This window comes from Mammaliicoccus sp. J-M40 (assembly GCF_022386395.1).
Classification (GTDB): Bacteria; Bacillota; Bacilli; order Staphylococcales; family Staphylococcaceae; genus Mammaliicoccus; species Mammaliicoccus lentus.
In genome coordinates, this window is the sequence record NZ_JAJNIQ010000009.1 from 33021 (window position 1) to 52786 (window position 19766).

Genomic DNA, 19766 nt, shown 5'->3' on the forward strand with positions numbered 1-19766 from the left:
TTTGAGAGAAATGACAACAAGAGTAGTGTTATTGACACGTTTTGAGAGAAATGACAACAAGGATAGCGTTATTGACACGTTTTGAGAGAAATGACAACAAGGATAGCGTTATTGACACGTTTGAAGAGAAGTGACAACAAGAGTAGTGTTATTGACACGTTTTGTAAGAAAAGGAAATAAAGAAGAGGCTGAGACACAATAAAAATGGTCTCAGCCTCAAATGGTATATGTAAAACTTACTTTTCACGTAAAGCGTCGCGAATTTCTGTAAGTAATACAGTTTGTTCGTCGATTTCTTCCTCTTCTTCACCTTTTCTCATAACAGTATTTGCAATTTTAATAAAGATGAATAAAGCGAATGCCACGATTATAAAATCAATAATCGATTGAATAAATAAACCGTACTTAATACCCATTAATGACCATTTTTCAGCGAAGTCTACTTCACCAAAAATAAGACCAATTAATGGCATGATTACGTTCTCTACTAAAGATGTAACAATTTTGTTAAAGGCTGCACCAATAACAACGGCGATTGCTAAATCTAAAACATTACCTTGTAAAGCAAAATCTTTAAATTCTTTTAATAATGACATATTAAACACCTCCTCGTCGTCATAATAATACCTTAAACACGCAAAAATTGAAATAGTGAATTTGATTTAAAACTTGATATTTGGTAAAGTATTGAAGTTGCTGTTTTGTTAAAATTATTTTTTAAATTTATTAGGTTAAAAATAATTTAAACGGGAATAAACAATTATGAGTTTGTATTTGAAAGGAGTAGTGCGATGTCGAACGTACATAAATATCCAAATGGTAGAAAAATATCAAATGTGTTTACATTTAGTGCAATAGTAGTAGGAATTATCGTAGCACTCGGTGCTATTTTTCCAACTCAATTTGGCGGTATAACTGCTGATATCAGTGCTTGGATATCTAAATACTTTGGTTGGTATTATATGATTATTACTATATTGATGGTATTTTTCTGTGTATTTATTATTTTTAGCCCAATAGGTAAACTGAAATTAGGTAAACCACAAGATAAACCTGAATTTAATACAATTTCATGGTTTGCTATGTTATTTAGTGCTGGTATGGGTATCGGTTTAGTATTCTATGGTGCTGCTGAACCTATGTCACACTTTATCTCACCACCAACAGCTAGTCCGGAAAGTAAAGCTGCAATGACAGAATCAATGAGATCTACATTTTTACATTGGGGCTTTCATGCGTGGGCAATTTACGGAGTAGTAGCATTAGCGTTAGCTTATGCTCAGTTTAGAAAAGGTGAGCCAGGTCTATTATCTAAAACGCTTAGACCTTTATTAGGTGACAAAGTAGATGGGCCAATTGGAACATTTATCGATGTGTTATCAGTATTCGCTACAGTAGTAGGGGTTGCTGTTTCACTAGGTATGGGTGCTCTACAAATCAATGGTGGTTTAGAATACTTATTCGGTGTTCCGAATAATATCGTAGTTCAAGGTATTATCATTGTTATTGTAACTGTCTTATTCCTTGCAAGTGCATGGAGTGGTCTAAGTAAAGGTATTCAATATTTAAGTAATTTAAACCTTATTTTAGCAAGTATATTACTTATTGTTACTTTAATTATCGGTCCTACTATTTTAATTTTAAATATGTTTACATCATCAACTGGAGCTCTATTTGATAGTTTCTTATTTAATGGTTTCGATATTGCACCATTAAATGAGCAAAAGAGTGCGTGGTTAAATGATTGGACACTTTATTATTGGGGCTGGTGGATGAGTTGGAGTCCATTCGTAGGTATATTCATAGCACGTGTATCTCGTGGACGTTCAATTCGTGAATTTATTTTAGGCGTTATGTTAGTACCAACAATCGTCAGCTTCATTTGGTTCAGTGTATTTGGAGTTACAGGTATTGAAGTTGGTAAGAAAACACCTGAAATATTTAAAATGACAACTGAAACACAATTGTTTGGAGTATTTAATGAATTGCCTATGGGCATGCTTTTATCGCTTGTTTCCTTGGCATTAATTTGTATATTCTTTATTACTTCAGCCGATTCAGCTACATTCGTTTTAGGTATGCAAACAACTTATGGTTCATTAGAGCCAGCTGGTAGAATTAAAATTGTTTGGGGTGTAGCTCAATCATTAATCGCATTTGTGTTGCTATTCTCTGGTGGTGACACTGGGTTAGGCGCATTGCAATCAGCCGCCATAATATCCGCGTTTCCATTTAGTTTCATCATAATTATGATGATTATAGCGTTTTACAAAGATGCTAACCAAGAACGTAAATACCTTGGTTTATCTATTACACCAAATAAACATCGTATGAAAGAATACGTTGAAAAATCAAAACGTGAATACGAACAAGAATTAAAAGAACAAAGAAGATTAGAAAGAGAATTAGAAGACTAATCAATTAAAAACGCCTATCAAATTTCACATTAGTGATTATTTGATAGGTGTTTTTTTATTATAAAAATTATATTATTTCTAAAATAAATTTCGTAAAGAGTTGATAATCATTCTCATTTAATAACTAATTTTTATGTATAAACTATTATGCATAAGTAAAACTTATGGTTGCGTATCAAAAACTTGAATGGTAAATATAATGATTTTTAGGGTGAAAGTGTTGTTTTACCTAAGTTTTGATTATACAATTGTATATGAAGCATTTTGATGTACAAATTAAAGGGGGAACAAAAAATGAGCTCAAGTTTAAAAGAACAAGCTAAAAAGTCTTTTGAATTGAACGGTAAAAATTATACGTTCTACAGCTTAAATACATTAGATGAATTAGGTCTTACTAATGTTGATAATTTACCATATTCTATCCGTGTATTATTAGAATCAGTTTTAAGACAGTATGACGGACATGTTATTAAAGAAGAACACATTATGAATTTAGCTAAATGGGGTAAATCAAATGATGCAGATGCTGAAGTACCATTCAAACCATCACGTGTAATTCTTCAAGATTTCACTGGTGTTCCAGCAGTTGTAGATTTAGCTTCTTTACGTAAAGCAATGGATGATGTAGGTGGAGATGTATCTAAAATTAACCCAGAAGTTCCTGTTGATTTAGTTATTGACCACTCAGTTCAAGTTGATAGTTACGCTTTACCATCTTCTTTAGAAATGAACATGAAATTAGAATTTGAACGTAACATTGAACGTTACCAATTCTTACATTGGGCTACTAAATCGTTCGATAACTATCGTGCTGTACCACCTGCAACAGGTATTGTTCACCAAGTAAACTTGGAGTACTTAGCAAGCGTCGTGCACATTAGAGAAGAAGAAAATGAATTAGTGACTTACCCAGATACTTTAGTTGGTACTGACTCTCATACAACTATGATCAATGGTATAGGTGTTCTAGGTTGGGGTGTTGGTGGTATTGAAGCTGAAGCTGGTATGCTTGGTCAACCATCTTACTTCCCGGTACCTGACGTTATAGGTGTTAAATTAACGAACGAACTTCCACAAGGAACAACTGCAACTGACTTAGCATTACGTGTTACTGAAGAGTTACGTAAAAAAGGCGTTGTAGGTAAATTCGTTGAATTCTTTGGTCCAGGTGTAGAAAAATTACCACTAGCAGATAGAGCTACTATCGCAAACATGGCGCCTGAATATGGTGCGACTTGTGGTTTCTTCCCAGTAGATGAAGAATCTCTAAGCTATTTACGTTTGACTGGCCGTACAGAAGAACAAGTTCAAGTAGTAGAAAAATACTTAAAAGAAAATAATATGTTCTTCAAAGCTGAAAAAGTTGATCCAACATATACTGATGTTGTTGACTTAGACTTAGCTACAGTTGAAGCTTCATTATCAGGACCTAAACGTCCTCAAGACTTAATTAAATTAAGCGATATGAAAAAATCATTCGTAGATTCAGTAACTGCTCCAGCAGGTAACCAAGGTCACGGCTTTGATGAATCTGAATTTGATAAAACTGTAGATATCGAACTAGATGATGGTACGAAGACTACTATGACAACTGGTGATTTAGCTATTGCTGCTATCACTTCTTGTACAAACACTTCAAACCCATACGTAATGTTAGGTGCTGGACTTGTTGCTAAAAAAGCAATCGAAAAAGGGTTAAAAGTTCCTCCATACGTTAAGACATCTCTAGCTCCAGGTTCAAAAGTAGTTACTGGATACTTAAGAGATGCTGGTTTACAAGATTATCTGAACGAATTAGGATTTAATCTAGTTGGTTACGGTTGTACGACTTGTATCGGTAACTCTGGTCCTTTATTACCTGAAATTGAAAAAGCAATTGCAGACGAAGATTTACTTGTTACTTCAGTATTATCTGGTAACCGTAACTTCGAAGGACGTATTCATCCGTTAGTTAAAGCAAACTACTTAGCATCACCACAATTAGTAGTAGCTTATGCTTTAGCAGGTACTGTGAATATCGATTTACAACATGATCCAATCGGTAAAGATAAAGATGGTAAAGATGTTTACTTAGAAGAAATCTGGCCATCAATTGAAGAAGTAAGAGATACTGTACTTTCAGTTGTAACACCTGAATTATTCCGTGAAGAATATAAAACAGTATTTGAATCAAACGAAGTATGGAATCAAATTGAAACAACAGATCAACCATTGTATGATTTCGATCCAGAATCAACATATATCCAAAACCCAACATTCTTCGAAGGTTTATCAACTGTACCAGCTGATATTAAACCTCTAAAAGATTTAAGGGTTATGGCTAAATTTGGTGATTCAGTAACAACTGACCATATTTCTCCAGCAGGCGCAATCGGTAAAGATACACCAGCAGGTAAATACCTTCAAGATCATGGTGTAGCAATTAGAGACTTCAACTCATACGGTTCTCGTCGTGGTAACCACGAAGTAATGATGAGAGGTACATTTGCTAACATTCGTATCAAGAACCAATTAGCTCCAGGTACTGAAGGTGGCTTTACAACATATTGGCCAACAGAAGAAATCATGCCTATCTATGATGCTTCAATGAAATATCAAGAGAATGGTATCGGCTTATGTGTGTTAGCAGGAAACGACTATGGTATGGGTTCATCACGTGACTGGGCTGCTAAAGGTACTAACTTACTAGGCGTTAAAACAGTTATCGCTCAAAGTTATGAACGTATTCACCGTTCAAACTTAGTTATGATGGGTGTATTACCATTACAATTTAAAGAAGGCGAATCAGCTGATAGCTTAGGTTTAACTGGTAGAGAATCTATTTCAGTAGACTTACACGAAGGTGTAAAACCTCGTGATATCCTGAAAGTAACAGCTACTGATGAAGACGGTAAAGTCACTGAATTTGAAGCGTTAGCTCGTTTCGACTCAGAAGTAGAAATTGACTACTATAGACACGGTGGTATTCTACAAATGGTATTAAGAAATAAATTAGCTTAAACTCAGAAAAACGAGTCTGAGACATTCATTTATGTCTCAGACTCGTTTTATATATGTTATGATATTAGGGATAGCGATTTAGAAAGAGGGATTATACAAAATGATTTATAGTGAAACACCAATAGATGTACGTTATGCAGAAACAGACAAAATGGGCGTCGTATATCATGCAAATTACGCAATTTGGTTAGAAGTTGCACGTACAGATTATATTTACAAAGCTGGCTTCAGCTATGCAGATATGGAAGAGGCAGGTATCATCTCACCAGTAGTCGATTTAAATATTAAATATAAAAAATCTATTACATATCCTGAGAGAGTTATCATTAAAACGTGGATATCGCATTATTCACCAATTAGGTCAATTTATTCATACGAAATATTGAATGAAGATGGGGAAATTGTGAGTACAGGTTCAACAACGCATGTTTGTTTGAAAAAAGGTACAAATAGACCAATTAGATTAGATAAAAGCTTCCCAGAATGGCATGAAGCTTACTTAAAAATTAAAGAAGAAACAGAACAAGGTATTGATCGAAAATTATAAAAAATAAAAGCAGATAAATCGCCTTAAAGCGACGTTTATCTGCTTGTTTTATAGTTTATTTTGAAGTTTTAGCTTCGTATTTAATTTCTTCGTTATCATTTAAATCGATAAGTAAATCATTATCTTCAAAGTACCATAAATCTTTTTCGTCAATAAAGAATGGAAGGTTATCTTTTTCGTCTTTAAACCCAACTTCAGATGAATTTAAAGGTTCTACAGTGAATGCAGGTGAAAAACCTTGCTTGAGTTGAAATTCACCGCCATAACGCACGAATATTCTTAACGCTTGGTCTTCATTGAATTCTAATTCATTTTTAAACCATTCAACTGCTTTATCTGTAATTTCTAAATTCATAGTGCATTCTCCTTTACATCCATTTGATTTTTGGTTCATTCCCTTTAAATATGCGCACGATATTTGATCGATGTCTTACAAATAATATGATGAATATCGCGATTGAAATAACTAAAAATGGTATATCGCCTATTATAATTGCACCTATAACACAAAACGTCGCTGCAACCATACTAGATAATGATACATATTTAGTTAGGAATAATATAGCAAAGAATATAATTGCAAGTACGATGAGTAATATCGGATGAACACCCAATACTGCACCAGCACTTGTTGCTACTGCTTTACCACCACGGAATTTCAAGAACACTGGGAATACGTGACCGACAACGGCACACATTCCTATAAAAATACTAGGAATATCTAAATTAAACCATATTGGGAAGAAAACTACAATGAATCCCTTGAAAATATCTAAAAACATTACGATAAATCCAGCTTTTTTACCTAATACTCTAAAAGTATTAGTAGCACCTAAATTGCCACTTCCAAAATTTCTGATATCTTTTTTATAAAATAATTTACCTAACACGAGGCCACTTGGGAAACATCCAATCAAGTAGCTAAGTATAATAACAACAAATGTCATTATAAAACACTCCTTTGTTAGCAGGTACTAATAGTTTACCATAACTAGAAATAGGTTACTATTTAAAATATGATTTTACCATAAGATATAAAGTGAAATTGTACTACTATTAGTGATAGGACTTGCATTTTCCGGAGATTTATAACAAAATAACTAATGTATAGTAAAAAAACGAACGTACGTTTGTAGGAGGAGAAATATTGAATAAACAAGCAAAAGTTCAATATGGTGAAGATTCAATTCAAGTACTCGAAGGTCTTGAAGCTGTTAGAAAAAGACCTGGTATGTACATCGGTTCAACAGATGTTCGCGGACTTCACCATTTAGTTTATGAAATTGTAGATAACTCTGTTGACGAAATTTTAAATGGGTATGGTACTGAAATAGAAGTAACAATACATAAAGATAATAGTATTTCTGTTTCTGATAACGGTAGAGGTATGCCAACAGGATTGCACAAAACCGGCAAACCAACACCTGAAGTTATTTTCACAGTTTTACACGCTGGTGGTAAATTTGGCCAAGGAGGCTATAAGACATCAGGTGGATTACATGGTGTAGGTGCATCTGTAGTGAACGCACTTAGTGAATGGTTAGAAGTAACGATTCACAGAGAAGGCCATACGTATAAACAAAGATTTGAAAAAGGCGGTAGACCAGTTACAACATTAGAGAAAAAGGGGAAGACGAGAAAAACTGGAACAACTGTACATTTCAAACCAGATCCAACAATATTTAAAAATTCTACTCATTATAATTTTGAAACATTGTGTGAAAGACTACAAGAATCTGCGTTTCTATTAAAAGCGCTCAAAATTAAAATAAAAGACTTAAGAGGCGAAGAGCCTAATGAAGTTTTTTATCATTATGAAGATGGTATTAAAGAGTTTGTTAAATATTTGAATGAAGGCAAAGATGTGCTACATGATGTTGCAATGTTTACTGGCACTTCTAATCAAATTGAAGTAGATATTAGTTTTCAGTTTAACGATCAGTATTCAGAAACTATTTTAAGTTTTGTGAATAATGTTCGTACTAAAGATGGTGGAACACATGAAACGGCACTAAAAGCTTCTTTTACAAGAGTATTTAATGAATATGCTCGAAAAATTGGAGAATTAAAAGCAAAAGATAAAAACTTAGATGGTAGCGATATTCGTGAAGGTTTAACAGCTATTATTTCAGTGCGTATTCCAGAGGATTTACTACAATTTGAAGGACAAACTAAATCTAAATTAGGTACGACTGAAGCAAGAGCTGCCGTAGATTCAGTAATATCTGATCAATTACCTTTCTATTTAGAAGAGAAAGGACAATTATCTAAGTCATTATTAAAGAAAGCTGTAAAAGCCTCTCAAGCGCGTGAAGCTGCACGTAAAGCTAGAGAAGAAGCGAGAAATGGTAAGAAGAATAAAAGAAAAGAAACATTGCTCTCAGGTAAGCTAACGCCTGCTCAAAGTAAAAATACTGAGAAAAATGAACTATACTTAGTAGAGGGTGACTCTGCAGGTGGTTCAGCTAAATTAGGAAGAGATCGTAAATTCCAAGCGATCTTACCTTTAAGAGGTAAAGTTATTAATACTGAAAAAGCTAAACTTGAAGATATATTTAAAAATGAAGAAATCAATACGATTATTCATACTATTGGTGCCGGTGTAGGTGCTGACTTTAGTTTAGAAGACAGTAATTACAAAAAAGTTATCATCATGACAGATGCCGATACAGATGGTGCTCACATTCAAGTATTACTTTTAACATTCTTCTTTAAATATATGAGACCTTTATTAGAAGCAGGTCGCGTGTATATTGCATTACCACCTTTATATAAAGTAGAAAAAGGTAAAGGTAAAAAGAAACAAGTTGAATATGCATGGACAGATGAAGATTTAGAAGTATTAATGAAAAAGCTCGGTAAAGGTTTCACACTACAAAGATATAAAGGTTTAGGTGAAATGAATGCTGACCAACTATGGGAAACAACTATGGATCCAGAAACAAGAACATTAATTAGAGTAAGCATAGATGACGAAGTACGTTCACAAAGACGTGTGACAACATTAATGGGTGACAAAGTTGAGCCGCGTAGAGAATGGATTGAAAGACACGTCCAATTTGGTATGCAAGAAGATCAAAGCATACTTGAAAGTGATGATATTCAGCTGCTTGATGATGAAATAGAAACAGAGGGGGAAGTTAATTAATGGTTGAACAAATACAAAACCTTCCTTTAGAAGATGTTATAGGGGATAGATTCGGTCGGTATAGTAAATATATTATCCAAGACCGAGCACTTCCTGATGTACGTGATGGTTTGAAGCCAGTACAACGAAGAATTTTATTTGCAATGTACAAAGATGGTAACACTTATGAGCGAAACTTTAGAAAAAGTGCGAAAACAGTAGGTAACGTAATCGGTAATTACCACCCTCATGGTGACTCATCGGTATATGATGCAATGGTTCGTATGAGCCAAGATTGGAAACTAAGACATGTATTGATTGAAATGCATGGTAACAATGGTAGTATCGATAATGATCCTCCAGCAGCAATGCGTTATACAGAGGCTAAACTTAGTAAATTAGCAGAAATACTGCTTCAAGATATAGATAAAGAAACAGTAGAACATGTTCAAAACTTTGATGATACGGCAATGGAGCCTATGGTTTTACCAGCGAGATATCCGAATTTATTAGTAAATGGTTCTACTGGTATTTCTGCGGGTTATGCGACTGATATTCCACCACATAATTTAGGTGAAGTTATTGATGCGACACTAAAATTAATAGATAAACCGACTACAACAATAGATGAACTTATTAAGTTTATTAAAGGACCTGATTTCCCTACCGGTGGTATTATTCAAGGTTTAGATGGTATTAAAAAGGCTTACAAAACTGGTAAAGGTAAAATAGTTGTAAGAAGTAAAGTAGAAATAGAACAAATACGTGGCGGAAGAGAACAAATTATCGTTTCAGAAGTTCCTTTTGAAGTGAACAAAGGTAGTTTAGTTAAAAAAATTGATGAACTACGAGCTGACAAAAAAATAGAAGGCATCGTTGAAGTTCGTGATGAAACTGATAGAGAAGGTTTAAGAATAGCAATTGAGCTTAAAAAAGATATAAATAGTGAAGGCGTTCTAAATTATTTATATAAAAATACTGATCTACAAGTTTTATATCATTTCAATATGGTTGCAATTAATAAGAGAAGACCAGAGTTATTAGGACTTAAAGAGATTTTAGAGAGCTATATTGAACATCAAAAAGAAGTTGTTACTAAACGTTCTCAATATGAACTCTCTCAAGCTGAAAAGCGTATGCATATCGTTGAAGGTTTGATAAAAGCTTTATCTATACTTGATGAGGTAATAGAAACAATTAGAGCTTCTAACAATAAACGTGATGCTAAAGAAAACTTAATTGCAAAATATAAATTTACTGAAGAACAAGCAGAAGCAATCGTAATGCTACAATTATATCGTTTAACAAATACAGATATTGTATCTCTAGAAGAAGAATTCGATGAATTAAAGAAAACAATAGAGCGTCTGAAAGACATTTTAAATAATGAAAGTTCATTGTTAAAAGTGATTAAATCAGAATTAAGATCTGTGAAAAAAGAATTTAGTGATGAAAGAAAAACAGACATAGAAGAAAAAATCTCTGAAATTAAAATTGAAAAAGAAATTCTTGTTCCAAGTGAAGAAACGATTGTTTCTATGACACGCGATGGATATGTTAAAAGAACTTCAAATAGAAGCTATCAAGCAAGTGGTGTTGAAGAAGTTGGCTTAAAAGATGGAGATTATTTGTTAAAACATCAAAAAGTAAACACACAAGATACGCTAATTGCTTTTACTTCGAAAGGTCATTATTTATTCATTCCTGTACATGAAATAGCCGATTTAAAGTGGAAAGAATTAGGTAAACATGTTTCACAGATGATTCCTATCGGTGACGACGAAAGAATTATAGATATATTCTTTGAAACTGATTTTAAACCAGAATCTAATTATATAATTGCTACGAAAAACGGCATGATTAAGAAATCAACAAATGATAAATTTAAAGCATCTAGAATTACAAGACCGTTAGTTGCAATGAAACTAAAAGATGATGATGAAGTTATTTCAGTATTGAAAATAACAGAAGATGAACTTTTAACAGTGATAACTGAAAAAGGTATGAGCTTAACATATGATACAGATGAACTATCAGACATAGGATTAAAAGCTGCTGGTGTTAAATCCATTAACTTAAAAGATAATGATAATGTGGTCATGACAGAAACTTTACCAAGTAACAAATCAGTATTCATTGTCACAGATCGTGGTTCAGTAAAACATATGAAAGCAGACCAATTTGTTCCCGCGAAAAGATCTCAACGTGGTTTAATGATATTAAAAGAATTAAAATCAAAATCACATAAAATTATAAAAGCTTTAACTCTTTCTGAAAATGAAACTTGTATAATTTCATCTGAAAAAGACGTCATTAAAGTAGACACTAAAGACTTTAATTACAGCGAAAGATATACAAATGGTAGATTTATTATTGATGAAAGTGAGTTTGGTCAAGTCATAGATGCATACTTCGATGAAAAAGCACTTGAATAAAAAAATATAGTCATATACTAATTGTCATGGTAAAATCATGATAATGATTTATTAGACTAATTTTATTTAGAATTGAGGGATTTGTTTGAAAGACTTTGATAGTTATATCCCAAGTTGGTTTCATGACTTTGTTCAATGGGGTAATGATTTAATTTGGACGCAAAACTTAATTTTCTTACTTTTACTGGCAGGAGTATTCTTCACAATTAGTTCTAGAGTTGTACAACTTAGATGGCTGCCAGAAATGTTTAGAATTATTTTTGAAAAGCCAGAAACACTTGAAGATGGGAAAAAAGGTATATCATCTTTCCAAGCATTTGCAATTAGTGCGGCTTCACGCGTAGGTACTGGTAATATTGCCGGTGTAGCTACAGCTATCGTTCTTGGTGGACCTGGTGCTGTATTCTGGATGTGGGTTATTGCATTTATCGGTGCAGCCAGCGCATTCTTTGAAGCTACTTTAGCTCAAGTATATAAAGTAAAAGATGAAGAGGGCGGTTTTAGAGGCGGCCCAGCATACTACATAGAACGTGGACTTGGTCAAAAATGGCTAGGTGTTATCTTTGCAGTATTAATTACAGTTACTTTTGCATTTGTATTTAATACTGTGCAATCTAATACAATTGCTGCATCTTTAAATGAGCAATATGAATTTTCGAATATTATAACAGGTGTTATTTTAGCTATTATAACTGGGATTGTTATTTTTGGTGGTGTTAGAAGTATTGCAACAGTATCTTCTTTCATCGTTCCAATTATGGCAGTCGGTTACATTATATTAGTAGGCTACATCTTAGCGATGAATGTTGATCAAATTATTCCAATGTTACAAAACATCGTAAAAAGTGCTTTTGGATTACACCCAGCATTTGGTGGTGCAATTGGTTTTGCATTAATGCAAGGTATTAAACGTGGGTTATTCTCAAACGAAGCTGGTATGGGTTCTGCAGCAAACGCCGCAGCAACTGCAGCCGTAAGTCACCCAGTAAAACAAGGTTTAATTCAATCATTAGGTGTATTCTTTGATACATTAATTATTTGTTCAGCTACTGCAATTATGTTATTGCTATATACTGACTTACAATTTGGAGCAGATGCAGAACAAGGTGTAGCAGTTACACAACAAGCTTTAACAACACATGTAGGTGAGTTTGGTGGTATATTCTTAACTATTGCAGTATTTATGTTTGCATTCTCATCTATTATTGGTAACTATTACTATGGACAAGCTAATATTGAATATTTAACGAAAAATAAATTTATAATGTTTATTTTTAGATTATTAGTTGTTGGAATGGTATTCGTTGGTTCAGTTGTACAAGTACAAACTGTTTGGGATACTGCAGATTTATTTATGGGATTAATGGCGGTTATTAATATCGTAGCATTATTCGGTCTAGCTACAGTCGTGTTTGAAGTAGCGAAAGACTATCGAGACCAAAGAAAACGTAAATTAAATCCAGTATTTAAAATAGAAAACTTAAAAGCAAACTTCAGTAATATTGAAGCTTGGGGCAATAACCCATATAGTAGAAATGAAGATACAGCAGTGAAAAAGAAAAATAAGCCAACTGTAGATTCAGAAGAAGAAAATGTTTCAGAAAATAAAGACGAAACTTTAAATGATGATAAGAAAAATCAATAATTATCATTTATAAAAAATGAATGAAAATGTTACTTAGGACTGCCGAGAAAATCGGCAGTCTTTTTTATGTTTTGAATGTAAAAATGAGGCTGAGACATGTATTTATGTCCCAGCCTCATTATTTTGTATATTCACTAAAATTATTTAAATAAATTAGCGATTGAATTAAAGATATCTTTAATTGCGTTGACGATTTTATCCCATAGTCCTTCGTCTTGTAATTTATCTTTAATGTTATTTCCTAAGTCTTCTGCTTTTTTCTTAGCATTTTTGAAATCATCTGACTTAACTATGTCATTAACATAATCTTTAGAGTTCTTAATAAAGTCTTTAGCATTTTCTCCATCGAAAATACCGTCTTTTTGAGCACTATCGATTACATTAACAATTTTGTTAACTTGATTTTCATTAATGATGTTTGTTAATCCGTTATCTTCAATTTTTTGATTTACGATATTTGTAATTTCAGTTACTGAAACATTCCCGGATTTTTCTGCAACTGCTTGTTTAGATTCTGCCACTGTCTTGTTAAGTTGTGATTGAGAGAATCCTTCTTGACCTTTATTCTCTTCAGATATCTCGTTTATTGTAGATAGCTCTTCTTGTGCTACTTGTGTTCTGTTTGAATCTATAGATTCACCTTGTGCTTCGAAGGCTTTATAAACCCCTGCAAGGGCACTTTCTCCTGTAACATCTTCACTTGACGCGATTGTAACGTCAGCATCTTTAATACCAGCTGTCATTAGAGCATTTTTGTAAGTATCTTCTGTAACTTTAGTGATTTGACCTTGATCTTGGTTGATTGTTAAATTCAAGCCACTACCTTTAGAAGTTTTCGTTATACGAATGCTAGATTTGAGTACATCGTTTGATGACTGCATATTCAAGTATTTATTTAAATCTTCAGCATTAACATATGTTGTTTTATCACTGTTTTTTGTACCTAAAAGATTTGAAGTTGTTTCTTTAGCTGAAGGGTTATTCTCTAAAGCTGCTCCATAAACAGTAACTGCGTTATCCCAAGCTTCTTCAGTTACTGCTTGAGCTTGTTGCTTCGGATAAAAAATAGTAGCAATAACTAAAACGGATAGTATAGAAATAATGTATGTTTTTAAGTTTCTCACATGACTCACGTCCTATAAATTTATTGATATATTATATCTATCATTATATTAGCATCAATTGTATAATATGTAATAGGTCTTCAGAATGAGGTTTTTATATGGGAAAATATATTATCGAAAAAACACTCAATAATAATGTGTTAGTTGCTAACTATTATCAAAAAGAAGTAATTTTAATAGGCAAGGGGATTAGTTTTGGTAAAAAACAAGGTGAAGAAATTGATACAGATTTAATAGAGAAAGTTTACTTATTAGAATCTGAGAGAGATAAAGATAGATATACACAGTTATTAAACGGAACGAGTGAACACGTATTTAATACAATATTAGAAGTAGTAAATGGAATTGATAAACAGTTGGGCGGTAGTGTAAGTGAAAAAACGCTCATTTCATTAACTGATCATATTGTATTTGCAATAAAGCGAATAGAAGAAGGCATTCATGTTCATAATCCATTTTTAAAAGAGACAGAAGTGCTTTATCCAAGGGAATATCAAATTGCTGAAAACGCTGTTAAAGCTTTAAATGAAAAGTTAGATTTACAGTTTATTGAGTCAGAAGCTGGATTTATAGCATTACATATCCATTCAGCTGAAGAAAATCATTCACTTAACGACATAAATAATATAAAACAAATTATACAGAAGTCAATTATTATAATAGAAGAGGGCCTTGAAGTTAATATAGATAAGAATAGTATTAATTATAGTCGTTTTGTAAGACATTTACATTTTGCGATTCAAAGAGTCTTAGCAGATGAAAGAATTCCGGATGCAACTGATATTGAATTGTTATTGAAAGCGCAATATCCACTGTGCTATAATATTGCTGTAAAGATAGTGAAGATGATGCAAACACAGTTAAAGAGGCCAGTTTATGAATCTGAATTAGCATATTTAACAATGCACATCCAACGCTTTAATAATAACTTATAAATTGCGTGTTACTGTTTCGTCAGGCATGAGCAAATAAACATTACCTTATGGTAGGTTTCTTGCTCATGCCTTTTTTTGTGCTGTAATTTATTGAGTTAAACAATGGGAGGGTTTTACAATGTTTAAGAAATTTTTTGGTCAATTACAACGTATTGGGAAAGCTTTAATGTTACCAGTTGCAATATTACCAGCAGCGGGAATTTTACTTGCGTTTGGTAACGCAATGAAAAACGCTCAATTTATTGAAATTGCACCTGGGTTAAAAACAGATATTATTGTAATGATTGCATCTGTTATGGAGTCTTCAGGTCAAATTATATTTGATAATTTACCTTTACTCTTTGCTATTGGTACTGCTTTAGGTTTAGCTGGAGGAGATGGCGTAGCAGGTTTAGCAGCGTTAGTAGGTTATCTTATTATGAATACTACAATGGGTGTTATAAAAGGCATTACAATAGATAACATATACTCTTATAGTAAAGGGGCTGAAACACTTAGCCAAGCTGCTAGAGAGCCATCACATGCATTAGTTCTAGGTATACCAACACTACAAACAGGGGTATTTGGTGGTATTATAATGGGAGCTTTAGCAGCCTGGTGCTATAACAAATATTTCAACATAAATTTACCACCATTTTTAGGGTTTTTCGCAGGTAAACGATTTGTTCCAATTATTACATCTGTAGTAGCCATCGTTACAGGTATTGTTTTGTCATTTGCTTGGCCACCGATACAAGAAGCTTTAAATAACTTATCTACATTTTTATTAGGTAAAAATTTAGCTTTAACGACATTTATATTTGGAATTATTGAGAGATCTTTAATTCCATTTGGACTACATCATATTTTTTATTCGCCGTTTTGGTTTGAATTCGGAAGTTATGTAAATAAAGCTGGGGAATTAGTACGTGGAGATCAGAGTATATTTATGGCACAAGTTAAAGATAAAGTACCATTTACAGCTGGGGCATTTACTACTGGTAAATATCCATTTATGATGTTTGGTTTACCAGCGGCTGCATATGCTATATATCGTCAAGCTCGTCCAGAACGCAAAAAAGTTGTCGGTGGATTAATGTTGTCTGCAGGGCTTACTTCATTCTTAACGGGTATTACAGAGCCATTAGAATTCTCATTCCTATTCGTTGCACCAGTTTTATATGGAATACATGTTATATTAGCAGGTACTTCATTTTTAGTGATGCATTTATTACATATTCAAATAGGTATGACGTTCTCTGGTGGATTTATTGATTACGTGTTATATGGATTATTAAACTGGGATCGTACAAATGCACTATTAGTTATTCCAGTAGGTATCATTTATGCATTAGTTTATTATTTCTTATTTACGTTCGCAATTAAGAAATTCAATTTGAAAACACCCGGAAGAGAAGATAAAGAAACAGAATCACGTAATAGTTCAGTATCAGAATTACCATTTGATGTGTTAGAAGCAATGGGTGGTCAAAATAACATCAAACATTTAGATGCTTGTATTACAAGATTACGTGTAGAAGTTTTAGATAAAACGAAAGTTGATAAATCAGAACTTAGAAGTTTAGGCGCTTCAGGTGTACTTGAAGTAGGTAATAATATTCAAGCGATATTTGGGCCTAAATCTGATCAAATAAAACATGATATGGGACGTATTATTTCAGGTGAAATTACGAAACCTAGTGAAACGACAGTTACGGAAGAAGGAGATAAAGAAAGTTTAGCTATTTTAGCTGAAGGCGGTGCAACAATTTATTCTCCTATTAAAGGTGAAATCATAGATATTAGTGAAGTGCCAGATAAAGTGTTTTCCGAGAAAATGATGGGTGATGGCATAGCAATTATTCCAGAAACAGGTGAAGTTGTAGCACCATTTGACGGTAAACTAAAAATGGCATTCCCTACTAAACACGCTATTGGACTAGAATCAAAAGAAGGTATTGAGCTGTTAATTCATTTTGGTCTAGAAACTGTTCAGTTAGAAGGTCAAGGATTTGAAATATTAGCAGAAGCTGATACTGATATTATTAAAGGCCAACCTCTAATGAAAGTTGATTTAGATTATATTAAAAACCATGCAGATAGCACAGTCACACCAATTGTCGTGACAAATTTAGAAGGTTCAACGTTGGAGATATTAACTAATGGACACATTGACCAAGGAGATAAAATATTTTTAGTGAAATAAAAAGGGATAAAGAAATTTGTCTCAGGAGCCCATACTTTGTTACACGTATTTTCATAAAAAATATTATTGAAAGCGTAATCTTATCGTGCTATAATGAGTCGGTAGATAAAGTGTAGAAAAAATATTCAACACTTAAATAATAACTTATAAATTGCGTGTTACTAATACGATTAGGCATGAGCAAATAAAATATACCCAAGGGTATGTTTATTTGCTCATGCCTTTTTTAGTGCGATAATTTATAAAGTTCAAAATACAGGAGGGTTTTATAATGTTCAAGAAGTTCTTTGGTCAGTTGCAACGTATTGGTAAAGCATTAATGTTACCAGTTGCGATTTTACCAGCAGCAGGGCTGTTGTTAGCTTTCGGGTCAGCTATGCAAACGCCTAACTTAGTTGAAATCATGCCGTTCTTAACAAATGATACGGTTGTTATGATTTCTGATTTAATGCAGAGTGCTGGTAGTATTATATTTGATAATCTACCTATGCTATTCGCTATGGGTGTAGCAATTGGTTTAGCAGGTGGAGACGGTGTTGCAGCTATAGCAGCATTCGTAGGTTACTTAGTTTTAAATATGACTATGGGTCAATATTTAGGTATCACAGCTGATGATATTAATGCTGAGAACCCTGGTAATGCTTTAGTACTTGGTATCCCAACGTTACAAACAGGTGTATTCGGCGGTATCATCATTGGTGCTTTAGCAGCATGGTGTTATAACAAGTTCTATAACATTACGTTACCATCATACTTAGGTTTCTTTGCTGGTAAGCGTTTCGTACCAATCGTGATGGCTGCATCATCATTCCTATTAGCGTTTTTAATGGCTTGGATTTGGCCACACGTTCAATATGGATTAAACGAATTCTCATCTAGTTTAATCGATGCAAATACAGGATTAGCAGTATTCTTATTCGGATTTATTAAACGTCTGTTAATTCCATTCGGTTTACATCATATTTTCCATGCGCCATTCTGGTTTGAGTTTGGGTCATATACTACAGCAGCAGGGAAAGTTGTACACGGAGATTTATCAATTTTCCAAGCGCAAATTGCTGATAATGTAAGTTTAACTGCTGGTAAATTTATGCAAGGTGAGTTCCCAGTTATGATGTTCGGGTTACCTGCAGCGGCATTAGCGATTTACCATACAGCTAAACCTGAAAACAAAAAAGTAGTTGCTGGTTTAATGGGTTCAGCAGCACTTACATCATTCTTAACAGGTATTACGGAACCATTAGAATTCTCATTCTTATTCGTAGCACCATTATTATTCTTTATTCACGCAATATTAGACGGATTATCATTCTTAATTTTATATTTATTAGATTTACATCTAGGTTATACATTCTCAGGTGGATTCATTGATTTCTTCACATTTGGAATCTTGCAAGGTAAAACAGCATGGTGGCTAGTAATCCCAGTTGGTTTAGTATACGCAGTTATTTACTACTTTGTGTTTAGATTCTTTATTTCAAAATTCAATTACAAAACACCTGGTCGAGATGATGCAGAACAAAAAACAACAACTGTATCTAATAGTGAATTACCGTTCTCAGTTTTAGAAGCAATGGGTGGTCAAGATAACATTAAACATTTAGATGCTTGTATTACGAGATTACGTGTAGAAGTTCAAGATAAAGACCAAGTTGATAAATCTGAACTGAAAAGTTTAGGTGCTTCAGGTGTACTTGAAGTAGGTAATAATATTCAAGCGATATTTGGACCTAAATCAGATCAAATTAAACATGACATGGCACGTATTATTTCAGGTGAAATTACGAAACCAAGCGAAACAACAGTCACAGAAGAAGGAAATCAAGAAAATGCTGAAATTCTAGCTGAAGGAGATGCAACAATTTATTCTCCTATTAAAGGTGAAATCATTGATATTAGTGAAGTACCAGATAAAGTTTTCTCTGAAAAAATGATGGGTGACGGCATAGCTATCATTCCAGAAACAGGCGAAGTTGTAGCACCATTTGACGGTAAACTAAAAATGACATTCCCTACAAAGCACGCTATTGGTTTAGAATCAACTGAAGGTGTGGAATTACTAATTCATTTCGGTTTAGAAACTGTTAAATTAGAAGGTCAAGGATTTGAAATATTAGCAGAAGCAGAAACTGATATTATTAAAGGACAACCTTTAATGAAAGTAGATTTAGACTATATTAAAGAGCATGCAGATAGCACAGTAACACCGATTGTTGTAACAAACCTTAATGATTCTAAGTTAGAAACATTAGTTAAAGGAAAAGTAGAACAAGGCGATAAAATCTTTATTGTTAAATAGAGTATATAAAGAGAAGGATCTTCAAATAGATTCTTCTCTTTTTTATTTTTAT

Annotated in this window: 13 protein-coding genes; 9 read left to right on the top strand and 4 right to left on the bottom strand. The window is 33.2% G+C overall.

Going from position 1 to position 19766, the window contains the following annotated elements:
- Positions 1-236: 236 nt before the first annotated feature.
- A complete protein-coding gene (mscL, locus tag LQ688_RS10385) occupies positions 237-596 on the bottom strand; it encodes a large conductance mechanosensitive channel protein MscL (protein WP_016999589.1) in 360 nt (119 codons plus the stop codon).
- Between the two features lie 195 nt (positions 597-791).
- Here mscL and LQ688_RS10390 point away from each other — a divergent pair, with 195 nt between their 5' ends.
- The 3 genes from LQ688_RS10390 to menI all read left to right on the top strand — a co-directional run bounded on the left by LQ688_RS10390 (position 792) and on the right by menI (position 5964).
- Positions 792-2417 carry a BCCT family transporter gene (locus LQ688_RS10390; RefSeq protein WP_214269859.1) on the top strand — a complete coding sequence of 542 codons (1626 nt, stop codon included), beginning with the start codon at positions 792-794 and terminating at the stop codon, positions 2415-2417.
- A gap of 294 nt (positions 2418-2711) precedes the next feature.
- Entirely contained in the window at positions 2712-5417 is a 2706-nt protein-coding gene (acnA, locus tag LQ688_RS10395; RefSeq protein WP_070045238.1) for an aconitate hydratase AcnA, read from the top strand.
- Between the two features lie 100 nt (positions 5418-5517).
- A complete protein-coding gene (menI, locus tag LQ688_RS10400) occupies positions 5518-5964 on the top strand; it encodes a 1,4-dihydroxy-2-naphthoyl-CoA hydrolase MenI (protein WP_016999586.1) in 447 nt (148 codons plus the stop codon).
- 55 nt (positions 5965-6019) lie between these two features.
- On the opposite strand, the gene LQ688_RS10405 is transcribed toward menI, so the two are convergent.
- Both LQ688_RS10405 and plsY read right to left on the bottom strand, forming a co-directional pair.
- Positions 6020-6319: a HesB/YadR/YfhF family protein gene (locus LQ688_RS10405; RefSeq protein ID WP_016999585.1), complete on the bottom strand. Its 300-nt coding sequence runs from the start codon at positions 6317-6319 to the stop codon at positions 6020-6022.
- Positions 6320-6332: 13 nt separating this feature from the next.
- Positions 6333-6911 carry a glycerol-3-phosphate 1-O-acyltransferase PlsY gene (gene plsY, locus LQ688_RS10410; protein ID WP_016999584.1) on the bottom strand — a complete coding sequence of 193 codons (579 nt, stop codon included), beginning with the start codon at positions 6909-6911 and terminating at the stop codon, positions 6333-6335.
- Positions 6912-7111: 200 nt separating this feature from the next.
- Here plsY and parE point away from each other — a divergent pair, with 200 nt between their 5' ends.
- The 3 genes from parE (at position 7112) to alsT (ending at position 13171) form a co-directional block, all read left to right on the top strand.
- A complete protein-coding gene (parE, locus tag LQ688_RS10415) occupies positions 7112-9112 on the top strand; it encodes a DNA topoisomerase IV subunit B (protein ID WP_064204987.1) in 2001 nt (666 codons plus the stop codon).
- Positions 9112-11526: a DNA topoisomerase IV subunit A gene (gene parC, locus LQ688_RS10420; protein ID WP_214269860.1), complete on the top strand. Its 2415-nt coding sequence runs from the start codon at positions 9112-9114 to the stop codon at positions 11524-11526. The genes parE and parC overlap by 1 nt, the downstream gene beginning before the upstream one ends.
- Positions 11527-11611: 85 nt before the next feature.
- Positions 11612-13171: a glutamine transporter AlsT gene (gene alsT, locus LQ688_RS10425; RefSeq protein ID WP_239724886.1), complete on the top strand. Its 1560-nt coding sequence runs from the start codon at positions 11612-11614 to the stop codon at positions 13169-13171.
- A 140-nt stretch (positions 13172-13311) separates the two neighbouring features.
- On the opposite strand, the gene LQ688_RS10430 is transcribed toward alsT, so the two are convergent.
- Positions 13312-14295, bottom strand: a complete 984-nt coding sequence (locus LQ688_RS10430; RefSeq protein ID WP_064204986.1) for a DUF1002 domain-containing protein — start codon at positions 14293-14295, stop codon at positions 13312-13314.
- Positions 14296-14393: 98 nt separating this feature from the next.
- Between LQ688_RS10430 and glcT the strand changes: the two genes are divergently transcribed.
- The 3 genes from glcT (at position 14394) to ptsG (LQ688_RS10445) (ending at position 19714) form a co-directional block, all read left to right on the top strand.
- On the top strand, positions 14394-15230 hold the full coding sequence (gene glcT, locus LQ688_RS10435; protein WP_064204985.1) for a glucose PTS transporter transcription antiterminator GlcT: 837 nt from the start codon (positions 14394-14396) through the stop codon (positions 15228-15230).
- A gap of 118 nt (positions 15231-15348) precedes the next feature.
- Entirely contained in the window at positions 15349-17415 is a 2067-nt protein-coding gene (gene ptsG, locus LQ688_RS10440; protein ID WP_239724887.1) for a glucose-specific PTS transporter subunit IIBC, read from the top strand.
- 271 nt (positions 17416-17686) lie between these two features.
- Complete coding sequence (gene ptsG, locus LQ688_RS10445; protein WP_016999576.1) at positions 17687-19714, top strand: glucose-specific PTS transporter subunit IIBC; 2028 nt, start codon at positions 17687-17689, stop codon at positions 19712-19714.
- Positions 19715-19766: the final 52 nt, after the last annotated feature.

Bases quoted from the DNA above. Each gene is read 5' to 3' on its own strand.
- mscL (WP_016999589.1), bottom strand. From the start codon at position 596: ATGTCATTATTAAAAGAATTTAAAGATTTTGCTTTACAAGGTAATGTT.
- LQ688_RS10390 (WP_214269859.1), top strand. From the start codon at position 792: ATGTCGAACGTACATAAATATCCAAATGGTAGAAAAATATCAAATGTG.
- acnA (WP_070045238.1), top strand. From the start codon at position 2,712: ATGAGCTCAAGTTTAAAAGAACAAGCTAAAAAGTCTTTTGAATTGAAC.
- menI (WP_016999586.1), top strand. From the start codon at position 5,518: ATGATTTATAGTGAAACACCAATAGATGTACGTTATGCAGAAACAGAC.
- LQ688_RS10405 (WP_016999585.1), bottom strand. From the start codon at position 6,319: ATGAATTTAGAAATTACAGATAAAGCAGTTGAATGGTTTAAAAATGAA.
- plsY (WP_016999584.1), bottom strand. From the start codon at position 6,911: ATGACATTTGTTGTTATTATACTTAGCTACTTGATTGGATGTTTCCCA.
- parC (WP_214269860.1), top strand. From the start codon at position 9,112: ATGGTTGAACAAATACAAAACCTTCCTTTAGAAGATGTTATAGGGGAT.
- glcT (WP_064204985.1), top strand. From the start codon at position 14,394: ATGGGAAAATATATTATCGAAAAAACACTCAATAATAATGTGTTAGTT.
- ptsG (WP_239724887.1), top strand. From the start codon at position 15,349: ATGTTTAAGAAATTTTTTGGTCAATTACAACGTATTGGGAAAGCTTTA.
- ptsG (WP_016999576.1), top strand. From the start codon at position 17,687: ATGTTCAAGAAGTTCTTTGGTCAGTTGCAACGTATTGGTAAAGCATTA.